The organism is Ruegeria sp. BHSA191, assembly GCF_059613325.1.
Genome location: NZ_JBXWSH010000011.1, coordinates 95,244 through 113,934, shown reverse-complemented (window position 1 = coordinate 113,934; position 18,691 = coordinate 95,244). Strand labels below are relative to the sequence as shown.

The 18,691-nt window shown below is 63.6% G+C and carries 19 protein-coding genes; 11 read left to right on the top strand and 8 right to left on the bottom strand.

The window, feature by feature from the left end; translation table 11 throughout:
- From AC2FNS_RS12330 to AC2FNS_RS12315, 4 genes are all read right to left on the bottom strand, one after another.
- A partial coding sequence (locus tag AC2FNS_RS12330) for an ATP-binding cassette domain-containing protein (RefSeq protein WP_496803869.1) occupies positions 1-240 on the bottom strand: 240 nt, incomplete at its 3' end.
- A 19-nt stretch (positions 241-259) separates the two neighbouring features.
- Complete coding sequence (gene pstA / locus AC2FNS_RS12325; protein WP_496712000.1) at positions 260-1,564, bottom strand: phosphate ABC transporter permease PstA; 1,305 nt, start codon at positions 1,562-1,564, stop codon at positions 260-262.
- 10 nt (positions 1,565-1,574) lie between these two features.
- Complete coding sequence (gene pstC, locus AC2FNS_RS12320) at positions 1,575-2,951, bottom strand: phosphate ABC transporter permease subunit PstC (protein ID WP_496712001.1); 1,377 nt, start codon at positions 2,949-2,951, stop codon at positions 1,575-1,577.
- A 66-nt stretch (positions 2,952-3,017) separates the two neighbouring features.
- Positions 3,018-4,055, bottom strand: a complete 1,038-nt coding sequence (locus AC2FNS_RS12315) for a substrate-binding domain-containing protein (RefSeq protein WP_496683071.1) — start codon at positions 4,053-4,055, stop codon at positions 3,018-3,020.
- A gap of 302 nt (positions 4,056-4,357) precedes the next feature.
- Between AC2FNS_RS12315 and AC2FNS_RS12310 the strand changes: the two genes are divergently transcribed.
- Positions 4,358-5,020 (top strand): L,D-transpeptidase, encoded by a 663-nt coding sequence (locus AC2FNS_RS12310; protein WP_496712002.1) that lies wholly within the window; start codon positions 4,358-4,360, stop codon positions 5,018-5,020.
- Here AC2FNS_RS12310 and AC2FNS_RS12305 read toward each other — a convergent pair whose 3' ends face one another.
- Complete coding sequence (locus AC2FNS_RS12305; protein ID WP_496685579.1) at positions 5,021-5,293, bottom strand: hypothetical protein; 273 nt, start codon at positions 5,291-5,293, stop codon at positions 5,021-5,023.
- Positions 5,294-5,503: 210 nt separating this feature from the next.
- On the opposite strand from AC2FNS_RS12305, the gene AC2FNS_RS12300 reads away from it, so the two are divergent.
- From AC2FNS_RS12300 to AC2FNS_RS12255, 10 genes are all read left to right on the top strand, one after another.
- On the top strand, positions 5,504-5,953 hold the full coding sequence (locus AC2FNS_RS12300; protein ID WP_496683079.1) for a c-type cytochrome: 450 nt from the start codon (positions 5,504-5,506) through the stop codon (positions 5,951-5,953).
- A 24-nt stretch (positions 5,954-5,977) separates the two neighbouring features.
- Positions 5,978-6,298 carry a hypothetical protein gene (locus tag AC2FNS_RS12295; protein ID WP_496683082.1) on the top strand — a complete coding sequence of 107 codons (321 nt, stop codon included), beginning with the start codon at positions 5,978-5,980 and terminating at the stop codon, positions 6,296-6,298.
- 54 nt (positions 6,299-6,352) lie between these two features.
- Positions 6,353-6,925, top strand: a complete 573-nt coding sequence (locus AC2FNS_RS12290) for a c-type cytochrome (RefSeq protein WP_496797883.1) — start codon at positions 6,353-6,355, stop codon at positions 6,923-6,925.
- A gap of 9 nt (positions 6,926-6,934) precedes the next feature.
- Positions 6,935-7,834, top strand: a complete 900-nt coding sequence (locus tag AC2FNS_RS12285) for a c-type cytochrome (protein ID WP_496727614.1) — start codon at positions 6,935-6,937, stop codon at positions 7,832-7,834.
- A 70-nt stretch (positions 7,835-7,904) separates the two neighbouring features.
- On the top strand, positions 7,905-8,345 hold the full coding sequence (locus tag AC2FNS_RS12280; RefSeq protein WP_496803870.1) for a c-type cytochrome: 441 nt from the start codon (positions 7,905-7,907) through the stop codon (positions 8,343-8,345).
- Positions 8,346-8,413: 68 nt separating this feature from the next.
- Entirely contained in the window at positions 8,414-10,924 is a 2,511-nt protein-coding gene (locus AC2FNS_RS12275) for a heavy metal translocating P-type ATPase (protein ID WP_496713709.1), read from the top strand.
- A 14-nt stretch (positions 10,925-10,938) separates the two neighbouring features.
- Positions 10,939-11,325: a Cu(I)-responsive transcriptional regulator gene (gene cueR, locus AC2FNS_RS12270; RefSeq protein WP_496683096.1), complete on the top strand. Its 387-nt coding sequence runs from the start codon at positions 10,939-10,941 to the stop codon at positions 11,323-11,325.
- 301 nt (positions 11,326-11,626) lie between these two features.
- Positions 11,627-12,367 (top strand): amino acid ABC transporter substrate-binding protein, encoded by a 741-nt coding sequence (locus AC2FNS_RS12265; protein ID WP_496713711.1) that lies wholly within the window; start codon positions 11,627-11,629, stop codon positions 12,365-12,367.
- A gap of 4 nt (positions 12,368-12,371) precedes the next feature.
- Complete coding sequence (locus tag AC2FNS_RS12260; RefSeq protein WP_496713713.1) at positions 12,372-13,046, top strand: amino acid ABC transporter permease; 675 nt, start codon at positions 12,372-12,374, stop codon at positions 13,044-13,046.
- Positions 13,043-13,777: an amino acid ABC transporter ATP-binding protein gene (locus AC2FNS_RS12255; RefSeq protein WP_496727615.1), complete on the top strand. Its 735-nt coding sequence runs from the start codon at positions 13,043-13,045 to the stop codon at positions 13,775-13,777. The genes AC2FNS_RS12260 and AC2FNS_RS12255 overlap by 4 nt, the downstream gene beginning before the upstream one ends.
- Before the next feature lie 69 nt (positions 13,778-13,846).
- Here AC2FNS_RS12255 and AC2FNS_RS12250 read toward each other — a convergent pair whose 3' ends face one another.
- The 3 genes from AC2FNS_RS12250 to AC2FNS_RS12240 all read right to left on the bottom strand — a co-directional run bounded on the left by AC2FNS_RS12250 (position 13,847) and on the right by AC2FNS_RS12240 (position 18,649).
- The gene (locus tag AC2FNS_RS12250) at positions 13,847-15,376 is read right to left on the bottom strand and encodes a phospholipase D family protein (RefSeq protein ID WP_496713115.1); all 1,530 of its coding nucleotides are present in this window, start codon (positions 15,374-15,376) and stop codon (positions 13,847-13,849) included.
- 207 nt (positions 15,377-15,583) lie between these two features.
- Complete coding sequence (gene trhA / locus AC2FNS_RS12245; RefSeq protein WP_496683110.1) at positions 15,584-16,252, bottom strand: PAQR family membrane homeostasis protein TrhA; 669 nt, start codon at positions 16,250-16,252, stop codon at positions 15,584-15,586.
- A gap of 69 nt (positions 16,253-16,321) precedes the next feature.
- Positions 16,322-18,649, bottom strand: a complete 2,328-nt coding sequence (locus tag AC2FNS_RS12240) for a fatty acid cis/trans isomerase (RefSeq protein ID WP_496713114.1) — start codon at positions 18,647-18,649, stop codon at positions 16,322-16,324.
- Between the last annotated feature and the right edge of the window lie 42 nt (positions 18,650-18,691).

Sequence of the window (18,691 nt, the reverse complement as noted above, 5' to 3'; positions counted from 1 at the left end):
CCGGATATCACCTTCAACCCGGCAGATGTCGATCGTGTCGTTCATTCGGTTGAGGCAGCGAAGGAACGTCGACTTGCCGCAGCCCGACGGCCCGATGAAGGCCGTGACCGTCTTGTCAAGAATGTCCACCGAGACGTCCTTGATCGCCTGGGTTTCGCCATAGAAGACCTGGACGTCCTGCGCCTTTATCTTGACGGCATCGACGGCGACGCCCGGTTCGATCTTGCTCATGTCATTCATCATGATGATCCCTTTGCGCTTACCAGCTGCGCTCGAATTTGTTCCGAAGATAGATCGCGATGGCATTCATCGTGACTAGGAAACCCAGCAGCACCAGGATCGCCGCCGAGGTCCGGCTGACGAAGCCGCGCTCGGGGCTGTCGGCCCAGATGAAGATCTGGGTGGGCAAGGCGGTGGCGCTGTCGAACGGGCCGGCCGGGGCCGAGGTGATGAACGCGTTCATCCCGATCAGCAGCAGCGGGGCCGTTTCCCCCAGCGCCTGCGCCAGCCCGATGATCGTTCCGGTCAGGATGCCGGGCATCGCCAGCGGCAGCACATGGCCAAACACCACCTGATGCTTGGACGCGCCGATGCCCAGGGCCGCCTCGCGGATTGACGGCGGCACCGCCTTAAGCGCGGCGCGGGTGGCGATGATGATCGTCGGCATGGTCATCAGCGCCAGCGTCATGCCGCCCACGAACGGGGCCGAGCGCGGCAGGCCGAACCAGCCGATAAACACCGCCAGCGCCAGCAGGCCGAACACGACCGACGGCACCGCGGCCAGGTTGTTGATATTGACCTCTATGAAGTCGCTGATCTTGTTCTTGGGCGCGAATTCTTCAAGGTAGATCGCCGCGCCGATGCCCAGCGGGAAGGAAATCGCGAAACATACGAACAGCGCCCAGAACGACCCGATCAGCGCGCCCTTCAGACCAGCCAGTTCCGGGAATCGGCTGTCGGCATTGGTGACCAGGCCGGTGTTCAGCGGCTTGCTGATTACACCTTGGGCTTTCAGCTGGTCGAACCAGGCGATCTCGGCATCGTTCAGACGGCGGTTCTGCTCGGGCGTGTCGCGGTCGATGGTGCCCTTGTTCAGTTGGTCATACGGATCCGATACCGGCACCGTCAGCGTGATGGTCTGCCCGATCAGAGAAGGGTCAGCCACCACCCGGTCGCGCAGTTGAAACTGGGCGCCGTTGGACAGGATGCCCGCCAGGGCCTTACGGGTGGCCCGGTCGCTGGTGTCCACCTCGGGCAGCAACTCGGACAGCGAGGCTTGCAGCACGTCCTTGAAGCCGCCGCGCGGCAGCTTTTCGGGCTTGATCTCCTCGGGGTCAACATAAACCTCGAGCGTGATCTTGGTCTGGGTAAAGGCCTGATATCCCGACGATACCAGCGAGGCCACCAGTATGAACAGCATCAGAAAGGCAAAGCCGATGGCGCCCAGGCCCAAGCCCTGCAGCAGCTTCTGCTTGCGGTTGCGGCGGGTCAGGCTGGCGCGTACGGCGTCGGCGGTGTTGCCCTGCGGGGGCGTCTTTTCGGGTCCTGCGGTCAGGTCAGCCATGGTCTTAGCCTCAGTCATAGGCTTCGCGGTACTTGCGCACGATGCGCAGCGCGAAGACGTTGATGATCAGGGTGACGACGAACAGCATCATGCCAAGGGCAAAGGCCGCCAGCGTCTTGGGGTTGTCGAACGAGGTGTCGCCGATCAGAAGCGTGACGATCTGCACGGTCACCGTGGTTACGCTGTCCAGGGGGTTGATGGTCAGCGAGGCGATCAGGCCGGCGGCCATGACCACGATCATGGTTTCCCCGATCGCGCGGCTGACGGCCAACAGGATGCCACCGACGATGCCGGGAATGGCGGCAGGGAAAAGCACGTTCAGAACCGTCTCGGCCCGGGTTGCCCCCAGCGCCAGCGCCCCGTCGCGCAGCGAACGCGGTACCGCCGACAGGGCGTCATCGGTGAAAGACGAGATGAACGGGATCAGCATGATGCCCATCACGCTGCCTGCGGCCAGCGCCGTGTTGGGCGACACCGGAATGCCCAGCGAGGCGCCGAAACTGCGCATCGCCGGCGCCACCACCAGGATCGCGAAGAAGCCATAGACTACAGTCGGCACGCCGGCCAGGATCTCCAGCACCGGCTTGGCCACCGCCCGCAAGCGGTCGGGTGCGAATTCGTTCAGGTAGATGGCCGACAACAGGCCCACCGGAACCGCCAGGAACAGCGCGACCACGGTTATGACGATGGTGCCGAGGATGACCGGAAGCCAGCCGAAGGCACCTTCGGCCGCAATTTGGTCTTCGCGCAGAGGGATCTGCGGTTCCCAATTCAGGCCAAAGAAGAACTCGGTGATCGGCACCATCTCGAAAAAGCGGATGGATTCGAACAGCAGCGCGGCAATGATACCGACGGTCGTAAAAATGGCGACGGTCGAGCAGAAGATCATCAGGCTTGACACGATGCGCTCGACCCCGTGGCGAGCGCGGAACGCGGCCCCCACGCGCGAGCGGGCAAAGGCCACGATGGCCAACGACAGAGCGAGGACGATCGACAGCAGAACCCATCCCGACATCTTATGCAGCTCAAGATACCGCTGGGCCGCGGCCATCTTCCATTGTTCGGGCTCGCCGAAGATCTGCCCGCGCGAGATCGACTTAATCTCGGCCAGCACCAACTGGCGCCCGCCAGTGTCCAATCCGTCAAGGCTGCCGGCAGGCAGGCCCGACATGACCACATGGTCGATCACTGGGCCTTGCAGGATCAGCCACAGTACGATCAGCACAAAGACCGGAACCAGCGTGGACAGAAAAGAAAACAGCCCGTGATAGCCGGGCAGAGAGTGCAGACGCGCCCCATCTGCGCGCAGACCGGCTGCAGCCCGCCGGTTCAGCAAATATCCAAGGATACTGACGCCCAACAGCGCCGCAAACACGAAAGTCGTCATCTGCCCCCCAGGCAAAAAAATAGGCTGCCCGGTTTCGTGGCCGGACAGCCCCGTGAATTGCAAGTCTTACGACTTGGGTTCCATGTTCTGGCCGTTCAGGATTGCGTCCTGCAGCTCTTCACGACGCTCGTCGGACAGGGCCACCAGGCCACGCTCGGCCAAATAGCCGTCAGCGGCCAGCGCGTCGTCCGACATGTATTCTTCCAGGAATTCGTCCAGGTTCGGGATCACGCCGCGATGCGCGTTCTTGACGTAGAAGTACAGCGGGCGGGACACCGGATAGGACTTGTCGGCGATGGTGTCGGCATTCGGCTCGACGCCCTCGATCTTGACCGGCTTCAGCTTATCCAAGTTCTCGTACAGGAACGAGTAGCCGAAGATGCCAACGGCGTTCGGGTCGGCCTCGAGGCGCTGAACGATCAGGTTGTCGTTCTCGCCTGCTTCGACGAAGGGTCCGTCGGTGCGCATGCGCGAGCAGTTTTCCTTGACCCAGTCGCCATCAAACCCGCCATTCTTGACAAAATCCAGCTCTTCGCAGCCGGCATGCATCGCCAGCTCGACGAAGGCGTCGCGGGTGCCCGAGGTCGGCGGCGGGCCATAAGCCAGGATTTCCACGGCTGGCAGGTCGGGGTTGACTTCGTTCCAGGTCTTGAACGGGTTGTCCTTCCACTCGCCATCAACCGGCACCTGGGCGCCAAGGGCCAAGTAGATGTCACCCAGCGACAGGTCCCAGTCCTGATCATTGCCGCGCGAGATGGCGATCGACAGGCCGTCGAACCCGATCAGGGCTTCCGAGATGTCTGTGACGCCGTTCTTTTGGCACAGCTCGTATTCCGAGGCCTTCATGGCACGCGATGCGCCGGTGATGTCGGCGGTGTTTTCACCGATGCCTTCGCAGAAGATTTTCATGCCGCCGCCGGTACCGGTCGATTCGACGATGGGCGAGGCTGCGCCGGTGTTGTTGGCGAACTGCTCGGCGACGGCCTGGGTGTACGGGAACACGGTCGAAGATCCGACGATGCGGATGGCGTCGCGCGCCGAAGCAGCAGACGCAGCAATGGCGGTGATTGCCAGAACCGAAGCGGTCAGTTTGATGGTGGTCATGGTCACTCCTGAAACTCAGCTTTGGCCGCCCCCTGCGGCCTTGGCGACTGCTCTAAGCGGGACGTGCGACGCTTATGTAACGGCAGTGTAACAGTTTCATGACAAAGCGCGCAGGGTTCGGGTTTTTGCGGGATCTCCTGCGCCGAATCCTGCTGAAATGGAGATGAGGCGGCCCAAATAACACCTGGCGTGCAGGGAAAATGGCCCCATACACACAAGTGAATGGACTCGGCGCCCCGATTCGAGGATCTTGGTGATCCAGTTTCGAATCATACCGATGGCCGGGTGACAGGAGCGTTGATATGCTGACCAGACGACACTTTGTTGCGACATCGCTTGCCTTGTTCTCGCAGCCGATTCTGGGTGCGTTGCCGGCCTCGGCCGCGACCGCGTCTCAATGGGCAGCATGGGATGCGCAGGTCACGCCGGCCAATTACGATCCGGCCGCGTCGAACCCCTGGGGTCTGCATCCGCGGTTCCTGCCCCGCCGGGTTCAGACCAACCGGCCGCTGAAACCCGGCGACATCCATGTGGATGCCGTGGCGCGGTATCTGTATTTCATCGAAGATGGCGGTACCGCCATGCGCTACGGCGTGGCCATCGCGCGCGGTGATCTGTACGAGCCCGGAACCTATACGATCAAACGCAAGGCTAAATGGCCGCGCTGGACGCCCACCGCCGACATGATCCGCCGCGACCCGCAGGATTATGCCCAGTTCGCCGACGGCATGCCGGGCGGGCCGAAAAACCCGCTGGGGGCGCGGGCGTTCTATCTGTATCAGGGCAACCGCGACACCTATCTGCGCATCCACGGCACGCCTTATCCCCGGTCGATAGGTGGCCGCGCCAGTTCAGGCTGCGTGCGCATGGTGATGGCGCATATCATCGGCCTGTATGACCGGGTTCAGCCCGGCGCCACGGCACATCTCTACCCGCCCGAGCAGCCGATCACTGCCTCTGCCTGATCAGGCGCGGGCGCAGATCGGGCGCCCCTCGACGGTTCTGAGCGGCAGATAGGTCGTCTCGACCGGGCCGACATGGCGGTACCAGTAACACCCATCCTCGGGCATGATCCGAACCGCGTTCAGGTTCTGGCCGGGCGCGGCAATTGCGATCACCCCTTCGGGCACCTTGGCCAGGTCGCCGGGCGCGGACGCGCCGGACATCGACGCGGTTTCCGTGCAGGCGCCCACTGCCAGCAAAACTGCCGCATATTTCAAGTCCGATTTGGCCAACATCGTGTACTTCCCCGTGCTGTTTCCCGGTCCGTTTGCCGCACAAAGTTGCATCCTGACGCGCGCAGTTCAATTCGCTGCGTACAATAGGTGTGACAGCGTGGCTTTTCTGCGCAGGGCGTTGCGAACAAATTTGGGTTGACCTTCCAGCGCGGTAAGGCGGCAGAAGACGCGCAAACAGCGAATGCATCTAAAACCAAGTGAAACGAGCCGATGAACAAACTGACGCTTTTGATTGGCGGCGTTCTGATCGCGGGCGCTGCCGTATTTGTCTACAACTTCAACCAGCAGCCTACGGGCCATTCGATGGCGGTGCCCGATACGTCGTCGCTGTCGCAGGGGGAACCAATCGCGCAGGTCCGGGTGCCGGCGACGTTCAGTGCGCAGGCGCAGATGGGAAAGGTTGCCTTTGACGCTAAATGCGCAGCCTGCCATGGAATGAATGCGACGGGGCTGGAAGGGCTGGCGCCGCCGTTGGTACACAAGATCTATGAGCCCAGCCACCACGGGGACGAGGCCTTTCAGCGGGCGGTTCAATATGGTGTTCAGGCCCATCACTGGCGCTTTGGCGACATGCCGCCGGTCGCTGGCTTGACCCGTGCAGACGTGCAGGGCATCGTTGCCTATGTCAGGGAACTGCAGCGCGAGAACGGGATAGACTGAACCTTGCACAGCTGGGCGGACAGGATGATCGGACGGTGGCTTCTGGCCTTGGGCTTGGTCTTGGCCGGTGTTCTGGTGTTCTCGGAACCCGCCTTGGCGCATGGGGGCGATGGGGGTACACATGCCGTCGTCGATCTGGAAGCATCCGACCCCGACCATGTCGAACAGGGCCACCCGGGTCATTGCCACGGCGGGGCCTTCTGCAACGGCGTGGCAATGACCGTGGCCGCGCCCGTCGTTTCCGCTCTGGTATCAAGGATCAGCCGCCGTGCCATCCCGCCGGGCCGGTACCGGATGTTGCCGGTGGCCCTGTTCGATCCGCCCCCGCCGCGCGCCGTGTCCTGAGTCACGAAAGGCCCCTTTCGGGGGCGAGTTGAAGCAGACAAACAGGACAAGACGATGACCCTTTCAAAACTGACGACGGGAGCCGTGCTGGCGTCGATGATCGCCGTAACCGCCCTGGCGCATGGTGGCGCCACCGGGATCGTGAAGGAACGCATGGACGGTATGTCCGCCATGAAGGACGCGATGAAGACCCTGACGCCGATGATGCAGGGCAAGACACCCTATGACGCCGCCACAGTCCGGCGCGCGGCCGAGACAATCGGGCGCCATGCCGGTGACAGCATGACACGGCTGTTCCCCGAAGGCAGCGATGGCATGCCTTCCGAGGCCAAACCCGAGATCTGGCAGGACTGGGAAGCGTTCGCCGAACTGGCCGAGCAGCTGCAGACCTATGCCGAGGGGCTGGTCCTTGCGGCCGACAACGGGCTGATGATGGCCGGTGCCGGTCAGGGGTCCGGCATGATGGGCGGATCGGGCATGATGGGTGGCGCCTCGATGATGGGGGGCGGGGCCATGATGGGCGGAACCCCCGGGCGCGAGGAGCTGTCCGAGATGCCCGCCGATGGCGTGTTCATGATGCTGGGCCAGAACTGCTCGGCCTGTCACACGCGGTTCCGGTCGGAATAGGGTGCCACGATGAAACGCATCTATCGCTTGGGCCTTGCCTCTGCCGTACTGGCTGCGGCGGGGCTGGCCGCCGTGGTCGCGTGGCCAATCGGTCTGACGCCGCAACTGCCCGAGCTGACGGGCGACGTTGACCGCGGGGCCTACCTGGCGCGGGCGGGCGGCTGCATCGCCTGCCACACCAATTTCGCCGAGGGTGGCGCGCCCCTGGCCGGCGGCGTCAAGCTCGAAACACCCTTTGGCACGGTGTATTCCCCGAACCTGACCACAGACCCGGACCACGGCATTGGCGGCTGGTCGATCGAGGAATTTGCCAAGGCCGTGCGTCAAGGCGTGGCGCCGGACGGGCAGCCCTATTACCCAGCCTTCCCGTACCCGTTCTACGCCGATTTCACCGATCAGGACATTGCCGACCTGTGGGCGGCGTTCCAGACCGTGCCGCCGGTGGGCACGCCGTCCCGCGCGCAGCAGATGGCCTTTCCCTTCAACCAGCGCTGGGGGCTGAAACTGTGGCGCGCGGCGTTCCTCGAGCCTCCGCGCACCGATCCGGTCCCCGGCAAAGGTGATGTGTGGAACCGCGGCCGGCTGCTGGTCGAAGGCGCCACTCACTGTGCCGCCTGCCACACCGGGCGCAATCTGTTTGGTGCCCGCAAATCGGATACCGAGCATTTCAAGGGCAGTGATGCACTGCCGGGCGGCGACAAGGCGCCGGCCATCGACTATGAAACCCTGCAGAGGCTGGGCTGGACGGTCGACAACCTGGCCTATGCCCTGCGCACCGGCATTATGCCCGACGGTGACGTATTCGGCGGTGCCATGGGCGAGGTCGTGACCTACGGCACCAGCTTCCTGACCGAAGCAGACCGCCGCGCCATGGCCACCTATTTGTTGGACGACTATGACGGACGGTGAAAAGGTGGAGCCGCGGGGCCGGCCGCGCAGGACGGCATTGCCCTGGGTGGCGCTGACGGCCGCCGTCGTGATGGGTGCTGCTGGCGCGTTCGGATGGATTTCAGGCGCTGACCTCAGTGACGAACCCTCCGATCCGGTGCGGGGGGCGGTGCTCTATGCCGAGAACTGCGCCGCGTGCCACGGGGCCAACCTTGAGGGTCAGCCGGACTGGCAGACGCCCGACGCCAACGGTGTTCTGCCGGCCCCGCCGCATGACCGCACAGGCCATACTTGGCATCACGGAGACGGTATGCTGTTCGCCTATACCAAGCTGGGCGGTGCCGAGACGCTGAAACGCATCGGCGTGACCGGGGTACAAAGTGGCATGCCCGGTTTCGCCGATACTCTGACCGATGCAGAGATCCGAGACATCCTCGGTTTCATCAAATCCAGTTGGACGGAGCGCGAGCGTGAGATGCAGCAACTGCGGACCGAGGCCGAAGACGGCGGACCTTTCGAGGACTTTCGCTGAGTACACCTTGACCTTCCACTTGCTGGAACCCTTATGTAGCGGGTCAGCAGCGATTCAATGGTGACGAAATGACCCAGATTTCACACGCCCGACTTCAGGTTCAGGGAATGAGCTGCGCCTCGTGCGTCGGCCGCGTCGAGCGAGCCCTGAAGGCCGTGCCCGGCGTCGAGGACGCCTCGGTCAACCTGGCCAGCGAAAGCGCCCAGGTCGATTTCCACGCGCCCGCTGACCTGCCGACCATCCTCGGCGCGCTCGAGGCGGCCGGGTATCCCTCCGCGATCGAAGAGGTCACGCTGGACATTCAAGGAATGAACTGCGCCTCATGCGTGGGCCGCGTGGAACGGGCGCTGTTGGCGGGGCAGGGGGTCGTGGCGGCCTCGGTCAACATGGCCTTGGAAACTGCCACAGTCCGCTATGTGGCAGGCTCCACCACGCCCGAGGCCATCGCCGCGCTGGCCACGGCGGCGGGCTACGCCGCCACCCTCCGAGATGCGGCACGGCCCGAGCCCGAGGACCGCAAAGCCGAGGAAATCCAGCACCTGGCCCGGCGCACGAGTTTTGCCGCGATTCTGGCTCTGCCGGTCTTTGTTCTGGAAATGGGCGCGCATGTCGTTCCCGGAATGCACCATCTGATTGCCCAGACGATCGGTCTGCAGACCAGCCACCTGTTGCAATTCGTACTGACCACGATCGTTCTGTTCGGGCCGGGGCTGCAATTCTATACCAAGGGCTTTCCGGCCCTGTTCCGGGGCGCGCCCGACATGAACTCGCTGGTCGCGCTGGGGACGGCGGCGGCTTATGGGTACTCGCTGGTGGCGACCTTTGCGCCCGACCTTCTGCCGGCGGGCACCGCAAACGTCTATTACGAGGCGGCGGCGGTCATCGTGGTGCTGATCCTGCTGGGCCGCTTCCTCGAGGCGCGCGCCAAGGGCCGAACCGGTGAGGCGATCCGCAAACTGGTGGGGCTGCAAGCCAAGACCGCGCGGGTCGAGCGCGATGGCCGCGTGGTGGAACTGCCCGTCGATCAGATCGTCGTGGGCGACATAGTGCATGTCCGCCCCGGCGAGAAGATCCCGGTGGATGGCGCCGTGCTGACCGGGCGGTCCTATGTGGATGAAAGCATGATCACCGGCGAACCGGTGCCGGTCGAAAAGGCCGAGGGCGCCGCCGTGGTTGGCGGCACCGTGAACGGAACGGGGGCGTTGACCTTCCGGGCCGAAAAGGTCGGGGCCGACACGATGCTGGCGCAGATCATCCAGATGGTCGAACAGGCACAGGGGGCCAAGCTGCCCATCCAGGGTCTGGTCGACCGGATCACCCTGTGGTTTGTTCCGGCCGTGATCTCGGTTGCCGTGGTGACGGTTCTGGTCTGGCTGCTGTTCGGCCCGGACCCGGCGCTGAGCCTGGCGCTGGTGGCCGGGGTCTCGGTTCTGATCATCGCCTGCCCCTGCGCCATGGGTCTGGCCACGCCGACCTCGATCATGGTGGGCACCGGGCGTGCGGCCGAGATGGGTGTGCTGTTCCGCAAGGGGGACGCGCTGCAGATGCTTCAGGAAACCACCGTCGTTGCGCTGGACAAGACCGGCACGCTGACCGAGGGCCGGCCCGAACTGACCGACCTGATCGTGGCCGACGGCATGACCGAGGACGCGGTGCTGCGCCTTGTCGCCGCGGTCGAGGCCACGTCGGAACACCCGATCGCAACCGCGATCACCCGGGCCGCCGAGACCCGCGGGCTGACCCTGCCCAGTCCCGAAGGATTTGACTCGATCACCGGGTACGGGGTGCAGGCAATGGTCGAAGGTCACCGGGTTCTGATCGGCGCCGACCGCCTTATGGCCCGCGAGGGGATCGAGATCGGCGGGCTGGCAGAGCGCGGCGCGAACCTGGCCGCCAAGGGGAAAACGCCGCTCTATGCCGCGATCGACGGGCGTATCGCGGCGGTGATCGCTGTGGCCGATCCGATCAAGCCCGGTACGCCTGCCGCGATCCAAGCCCTGCATGACTTGGGTCTGAAGGTTGCGATGATCACCGGTGACAACGCCGCCACGGCCCGGGCCATCGCCGCGCAACTAGGCATCGACCACGTGGTCGCCGAGGTGCTGCCCGAAGGCAAGGTGGCAGCGCTCGAAAGCCTGCGCGCAGACGGAGGCAAGCTGGCCTTCGTGGGCGACGGCATCAACGACGCGCCCGCGCTGGCGGCGGCGGATGTGGGCATTGCCATCGGCACCGGCACCGACATCGCGATCGAGGCGGCCGACGTGGTGCTGATCTCCGGTGACCTGACCGGCGTGGTCAACGCGTTCGACGTCAGCCGACGCACCATGCGCAACATCCGGCAGAACCTGTTCTGGGCCTTTGGTTACAACACGCTGCTGATCCCGGTGGCCGCCGGGGTTATGTACCCGTTCGGCGGGCCGCTTCTGTCGCCGGTTCTGGCCGCGGGCGCGATGGCGCTGTCCAGCGTTTTCGTCCTGTCCAACGCCTTGCGGCTGCGTTGGGTGAAACCGGCCCGAACACCACAGGACGCTCCCGAAGAAACCCGCATCCTGACGCTCAACCCGGCCAATGCCGACTAGACAAGGAGGGAACCATGAATATCGGAGATGTCGCCGAGCGCTCGGGCCTTCCGGCCAAGACCATTCGTTACTACGAAGACATCGGCTTTATCAAACCCCGGCGCGGCGCCAACGGATACCGGCATTTCGACGAAAAAGAGCTGCACAAACTGGCGTTCATCGGCCGCGCCCGGTCGCTGGGCTTTACCATCGAAGACTGCCGGACGCTTTTGGCACTGTACGAGGACAAGCGTCGCGCCAGCGCCGATGTAAAGCGCATCGCCAAGCAAAACCTGAAGGAAATCGACGCGAAGATCGCCGATCTCAAGGCCATGCGCGCCACGCTGTCTCACCTGGTCGCGGAATGTGCCGGCGATGACCGCCCGGATTGTCCGATCTTGAATGACCTTGGGCGGATTTGACCGCATCCGTCTGCGACACATTCCACAGGATGGTGGCGGAAACCCGCGTCGTCCGGTCTCGTTTGTCCTCGACATCACTCCAGAAGAAGCCCAACGCCGACATCAAGGCGTTGGGAAGGAACACCCGCCTCTGCGAACAAAGCTTTGTAAAACGCTCGTTCAGAAACGGGGCGCAAGTTACGAACCGAGTTTCGCCCCAACCCAGTGTCCCGAACAGAGCGTCTTTTGTTAGCCCACCCGGTTGACTTGGCTTTGCCGATACCCAATTTCCGCGGCCTACGCATAACAGAGGTTTGCCGAAATGAACCGTATCCTAGCAACCGTTCTGGCCTTGGGCCTGGGCACTGCCGCAACCGCCGAAACCCTGCGCGTGGGCATGTCGGGCGGGTATTTCCCCTTTACCTTCGTTAAGCAGGACGTGCTTCAGGGCTTCGAGGTCGACGTCATGAACGCCGTTGGCGAAAAGACAGGGTTGGACATCGCGTTCGAGACCATGTCGTTCTCGGGCCTGATCGGCGCGCTGGACGCGGGCCGGATCGACACGATCGCCAACCAGATCACCATCACCCCCGAACGCGAAGCCCGGTTTGCGTTCAGCCAGCCCTATGTGATCGACGGCGCGCAGGTGGTCGTGCGCAAGGGCAACGACACCATCAAGGGGGTCGAAGATCTGAAAGGCCACACCGTCGCCGTCAACCTCGGCTCGAATTTCGAGCAGCTTCTGAAAGAACTGCCGTATTCCGACGAGATCGAGATCAAGACCTACGAGGCCAACATCGCGCAGGACACCGCCTTGGGCCGTGTCGATGCCTTCGTGATGGACCGCGTGTCCTCGGCCCAGCTGATCGCCGAAAGCCCGCTGCCGCTGGAGCTGGCCGGCGCGCCCTTCTCGGAAATCCGCAACGCCCTGCCGTTCCGCGATGACGCGGAAGGCCGGGCTTTGCGCGACCGGGTCGATGCGGCGCTGACCGAGCTGAAGCAGGACGGCACCCTGGCGGAAATCTCGGTCAAGTGGTTCGGAACCGACATCACGGCGAACTGAAGCCATGCGGGGATTGGACCTTGAATATATGCTGGGGCTGGTCCCCGTCATCTTGGGCTATGTGCCGCTGACGCTGGCGATGGCTTCGGCCGCCATGGTGCTGGCGCTGGTTCTCGCGGTGGCGCTGGCGGTGGAACGTGTCTTTCGCGTGCCCGTGCTGGATCAACTGGTACTGCTGTTCATCAGTTTCTTCCGCGGCACGCCGCTGCTGGTGCAACTGTTCCTGTTCTACTATGGGTTGCCGCAAGTTCTGTCTTTCCTGACCGCGATTGACGGGGTGACCGCCGCGATCATGGGGCTGACGCTGCACTTTGCCGCCTACATGGCCGAAACCATCCGCGCGGCGATCATCGGCGTCGATCGCAGCCAGTGGGAAGCAGCGCAGTCCATCGGCATGACCCAAGGCCAGTTGATGCGGCGGGTGATCCTGCCGCAGGCGGCCCGCGTGGCGGCTCCGACGCTGGTCAACTACTTCATCGACATGATCAAGGGCACCTCGCTGGCCTTCACCCTCGGCGTGACCGAGATGATGGGCGCTGCCCAGAAAGAGGCGGCGGGCAGCTTCCTGTATTTCGAGGCCTTCCTGGTGGTCGCCGTCATCTACTGGATCATGGTCGAAGGTCTGAGCCAGGCGCAGAAGGTCCTCGAGATCCGACTGAACAGGGCATATGCACGATGATCCGTATCGAAGGACTGACCAAACGGTTTGGCGGCACCGCCGTCCTGAACACCATTGATCTCGAGATCGCAAAGGGCGAGCGCGTCGTCGTCATCGGCCCCTCGGGCACCGGGAAATCCACGTTGCTGCGCTGCATCAACTTTCTAGACACGCCCGATGCGGGCCGCATCACGGTCGGAGGCATTTCGGTCGATGCGACACGGGCCAGCCGTGCCGATATTCTGGCCCTGCGGCGCGCGACTGCCTTCGTGTTCCAGAATTACGGCCTGTTTTCACATCGCACCGCGCTGGAAAACATCATGGAAGCGCTGGTCACCGTGCAGAAACGCCCCCGCGCCGAGGCCGAGGCGCAGGGCCGTCGCATCCTGAAGGAAATCGGTCTGGCGGAAAAGGCCGACAGCTATCCGGCCAGCCTGTCGGGCGGACAGCAGCAACGTGTGGGGATCGGCCGCGCCATGGCGATCGGGGCGCAGTTGATGCTGTTTGACGAGCCGACCTCGGCGCTGGATCCGGAATGGGTCGGCGAGGTGCTCGACCTCATGCGTTCGGTCGCCGCGCAACGCCAGACCATGTTGATCGTCACGCATGAGATGCGTTTTGCCCGCGAAATCGCCGACCGGGTGATCTTCATGGAGGGCGGTCGGATCGTGGAACAGGGCCCCCCGGCACAGATCTTCGATGCGCCGAAAGACCCGCGTTTGCAGCGGTTTCTGGCGCGCGTCAGTGCATGACGACGCGGCCCCGCCCTCGGGGGTGCAAAGCCCCCTGTCCATCGCGCCACGATCGGGCGTGGTCCCTGCTCACAGCTGCGACCCGATCGGCAGCAGGCTCAGGAACCCTGCAACGATGTGATCCCAGGCGCTGCCCGTTGGCTCGGCATCATATTCCAGCACCGTTCCGTCGGCCGCACGGGTCCGCCAGGTCAACTGCCCGGCTGGCCCCAGCGTGACCCGGTACGTATAGGCGGGTAGCGCGTCGTCCAGCGCACCGATGGCCTGTTCGGTCAGGGCGGGCGAGTCGATCAGGATTCCCATCTCGGTGTTGATGTTGACCGAGCGGGGGTCCCAGTTGAACGACCCCACGAACAGGTATCGATCATCAATCGCGAAAGCCTTGGAATGTAGCCCCGACCGAGACTGCGCCCAGTTGATGCCCTTTCGCTGCTGTTGATAGTTGTCGGGTCGCAGTTCGTACAGATCGACGCCGCCGCGCAGCAACGGTCTGCGTTTCGTGGCGTAATGGGCATAGACGGGAAGCACATCGTTCGATGCCAGCGAGTTGGTGACGACCCGGACATCGACGCCTCGGCGCTCGAGTGCGGTCAGCCATCGGACACCGCTGTTGCGGGGCACGAAATAGGCCGAAACGATGGTGACCTCGGATTTTGCTGTCTCGAAATATGGCAGCAGTTGCGCGGCAAGGATCGGATCCGCGATGTCGGCGCCGGCTGCCTTGGCAGGCGGGTCCGCATAGAGTCGGGCCGGCACCCAATCCAGCGAAAGGGCCCCGTCTGCAAAGTTTTCCTGCGCCGACCGGCGCAGCGCGGCGCCATAGGGTGTTCGCTTCGCGTCTTCGACCAATTGGCGCAACCGGTCGCGGGCGGCGGCAAGGCTGAATTCCGGCGGCCCGACAACCGCGCGAGCGGGCACCGCGAACGGGCTGTTCCAGTAGGCATCGAAGCTTTTGGAAACTTCGGTCACCACCGGCCCCGCAGCCAGCACATCGAGATCGGCATAGTTCATTTCCTCGCGCGCGAGAAAATACTCGGCCCCGATGTTCCGCCCGCCCACGATGGTAAACAGATTGTCGGCCGTCATGGACTTGTTGTGCATCCGTCGATTGATCCGCTTGAAATCGGTCAAACCGGCCACGACCAAGCTTTGATCGCGCCAGAACGGGTTGAACAGCCTGATTTCGATGTTTTCGTGCAGGTCCAGTGCGGCGGTCATCGCGTCATAGCCTGCGGTGTCCATATCATCCAGCAACAAGCGGACGCGCACTCCGCGATCAGCCGCCTGAAGAAGGCTGGCTGCAAAAAGATGCCCCGTCGGGTCGTCATGCAGCAGGTAATATTGTGCGTCGATCGTGCGTTCGGCGGCGGCCGCCATCAACAGCCGAGAGACCAGCGCCTGTTCTCCATCGCTGACAAGTCGCACGCCCGAGCGCCCGTCCCCAGGGTCGCCCAACCGGCGCGCCGCGCGTCCTAGTTTGCTGTCTTCACGGGCGGGCTGATAGTTGGACACCGTCTTTTCGTACATGCGCTCCTTGGGTGCGCAGCCAAGCAGCGCGACCAGACAGACCAGACCGGCTATGATTTGCCGCAGCTTCATGCAGACCCTCCCTTCGCAGGGTCTCAGATGACACTGCCACGGCCCCCTGGTTCAAGCCCCTTGCGGATCAGCGGTGCAGGTTTTCGGCGGCCTGTGGCGATTGCGCAGGGCGGGTCGGCCAGCCCCGTTCGCCGTAGTGGTAGCCGACTGCCTTCCGACCCGAGACACCCGACGGCGAAAAAAAACACCACTTGGAACGCGCGGCGTCTACAGGCCCAAGACCGGTTCAGGCAGAACCCGCATGCAGACAGCGGCAAAAAACAGACCGCTGCCCGACAGCACGAACACATGCCAGATCGTGTTGTGATACGGGATCCAGTCCAGCAGATAGAACGCAACGCCGGCCGTGTAGACCAGCCCACCCGCGATCATCAGGATCACGACCGCCGAGGGCAGATCGGCCAGAACACCCTGGCCTGCCCACACGATGGCCCATCCCATCATCAGGTAAAGCGCCAGCCCGAACCACCGGAACCTGTGCGGAGCGATCATCTTCAGGGCCGAACCCAGCGTGGCCGACGACCACAGACCAAACAGCAAGCCCGGCGCCTGCCCGCCGGACAACAGCAGGAACGGCGTATAGGTTCCGGCGATCTTGACGTAGATCCCCGAGTGGTCGAGACGCCGCAGAACATCGGTCCATTCCGGGCTCTGGCTCATGTTGTAGAGCGCTGAAAAACTCAGCATCAAGACAAGCGTCACGCCGTAGATCAACGCGCCCCAGACCGCGGCGGGCTCGGGTCCGGACTGCACGGTCTGGCCGACCAGGATCGGTACCGCGACCAATGCCGCACCAACGCCCAGTACATGAACCACCCCGTCGCTGACGCGTTCGGACCGGCTGTAGGTCGGGCGAATTTCGGCAAAGGATTTCATCCCCACTAGGATAGGCCAGCGCTCGGCCCCGGGCAAGCCGGGTGTCGATGACCTTCGGGTGTCGGGCCTCTATGAGGGTTGATCGTCCGCCTTCGGGTCCTTGTAGCGGTTGAGGTCCAGAACGCCGGACTGAACCGGCGCTTGCCGTGCCAACATCTCGTGCAGGCGGTCGCTGAGCCTCCAGAAGTCGGAGCTTGTCCTGCGTATGCCGTAAGTGGCGATGACATTCATATAGTCGCTTTGCGAGCGGATCGCCTTCACGGCAGACACGAAGTCGGGCAACGCGTCGCTGGACAAGCGGAAGAAGAAATTGGGATAGCTTCCGATCAGCCCGGGCAACACCGTGATCGTGTCGTCCCGGGGCAGGCGTCGTGCGTGTTCGCGGAACAGAAATGCAACGTTGGAATGGGCCTTGTCGTGGACGAGGGAAAAGACCTCGGTCTGGTCTTCGCCATGTTCGACCAGCAAAACCGACAGGTCGGGCAGATACCTGACCCACGGGCCGGTTTGGCTGGACAACTGCCGCAGCAGCGCCGCGCTGGGGTCGCTGGTACAGGCGTCACCCGTGCAGCGATTGATCGGGTCGGTGACCGGCCACAGCCCATTCCCGCGGTTCAGCAAGTTCAGCAGAAACTCGGCCTTGGGGTTGTCGGTGCCGAAGGCGATCCCGGTCGGGAAATCGTCATCGAGACGGCGCTGATGCCAATAGGTGTGCAACTCGGCAAGAAATCCCTGATACCAGCCATCATGCATCCGGGTTCGGATTTCGGCCGGCATGAAGGTCAGGAAACTATCTTCGCTCTCCATACGCAGCTCATTCATGTACAGCCGTGTGGCCAGCTGATGCGCGACCCGGCCGAACACGTCGTAGCCTGCGACCAGATTGTAATAGATCCTCTCGAACACCGGATAGTCGATCACCCAGGCGGTTTCCGGGATGTCGCCGTGAAACCCGATCATCGCCGAGGCGTTGTCAAAGTGCCGAAACACGGTGATCAATGCCTGTGGATTCGTCCCGCCCCCGTCCCAGATCGCATCATAGCCGAACCCCGTCCGATGCGCCGGGCTGTTGCGATAGCGGGCGTCGCGAAACTGAAGGTATTCCACCTGATTGCGGTGATAGAGCGACTGGAGATCGCCCAGCACCCCTTCATCGGCCCTGGCGACCGGCAATTCGAGATAGGCCGCGCCCTGGGCAAGATAGCTGGGATCGGTCACCGACAGATCCGCCTCGGGGTCAAGGAAACTGACCCAGAACCGGTCTTCGATCACGTTGACCGCCGTCTGCCCATGACAGACCGGGCCTCGGATGAAGCTGCGCACGAAGAACAGCGCGTCGTCCAACAAAAACTCATAGCGGCTGCGGGCGGGGAGCGCAGCGAAGGTGCTGAACGGGTTGCCGCCCTCTGCATCGCCATAGGGCGGCAGTTGTTCCAACGACCAGTCGGGTTCAAGAAACAGCTCCCGATACCGGTCCATACGCCGGGACCCGAACGGATAAACCAGGTGTTCCTTGTGCACGATGGTCTCGGTCACAAGTTGCAGCCGATAGTAGAACGGCCTTGCGCCGGGGTCGTCGAAGGGCCGGCGGGACGCGATAACAGAGATCGGCTGCCCCGGCGGCGTCGTGGACCTTACCATCTGAAAGAAGCGGCGCGGGTCGTCATCCGGGAAATGCAGGCGCGCCAGGAACAGATGTTCGAACAAGTAGCGGCTGGTCAACCGGCTACGGAGATCGTCGGCGTTCAGAAAGGCCTCCCACCTATCGACCTTCGCCTGGACCGAAGCTGGCAGATCCGCTGCTTCCGGATCGAGTGTCCCGCCGGCCCGCGCCCATTCGCGCAATAGGGTGAACTCGTCATCCGACAACCGCGCGGCAGCGTAGGGCATTCCGGCCAAGGGGTGTTTGCGCCGAAACGCATCGAATTCCTGCGGCGACGGGCAGACCAGTTCGCGGTTGATCGAAAGACCCAGCTCCTGAGGAACCGGCTCTCCCTCGGGCAGCGGCGCGGCGTGGCCCAGATCCAGAAAGCGTTCCAACAGACTGAGTTGCCCGGGCTTTTGCCCCGGACCTCCGGCGACCGTGTGGAACCCCAGCGCGCGCCAGTCCGGCACGGTCCGGGCGTCGAGCCCAAGCCGCGTGGGCGGCGCATCTGTCAGCCGGTCGGTGTCGTAGACCACCTGCTTGGTCCCGCCGCGCGCCACGCCTTCGGGCGCGGTCAGCTTCAATTGGCAGGGCGCGTCATAGCAGCTGTGGCAGACGACGCATCGTCGGTTCAGCAGGTCTCTGACCTGTACGGTGCCCGTCACGCCCGTCTCGACGGTGTTCTGGGCGCAGGCACCCATTGGGATGATCAACCCAGCCAAAACGATCAGTGCAAGGCCGGCTACCGTCATTCGGAATTGAAAAAATCCGCTGCGCTGCATGGCTGGACTCTG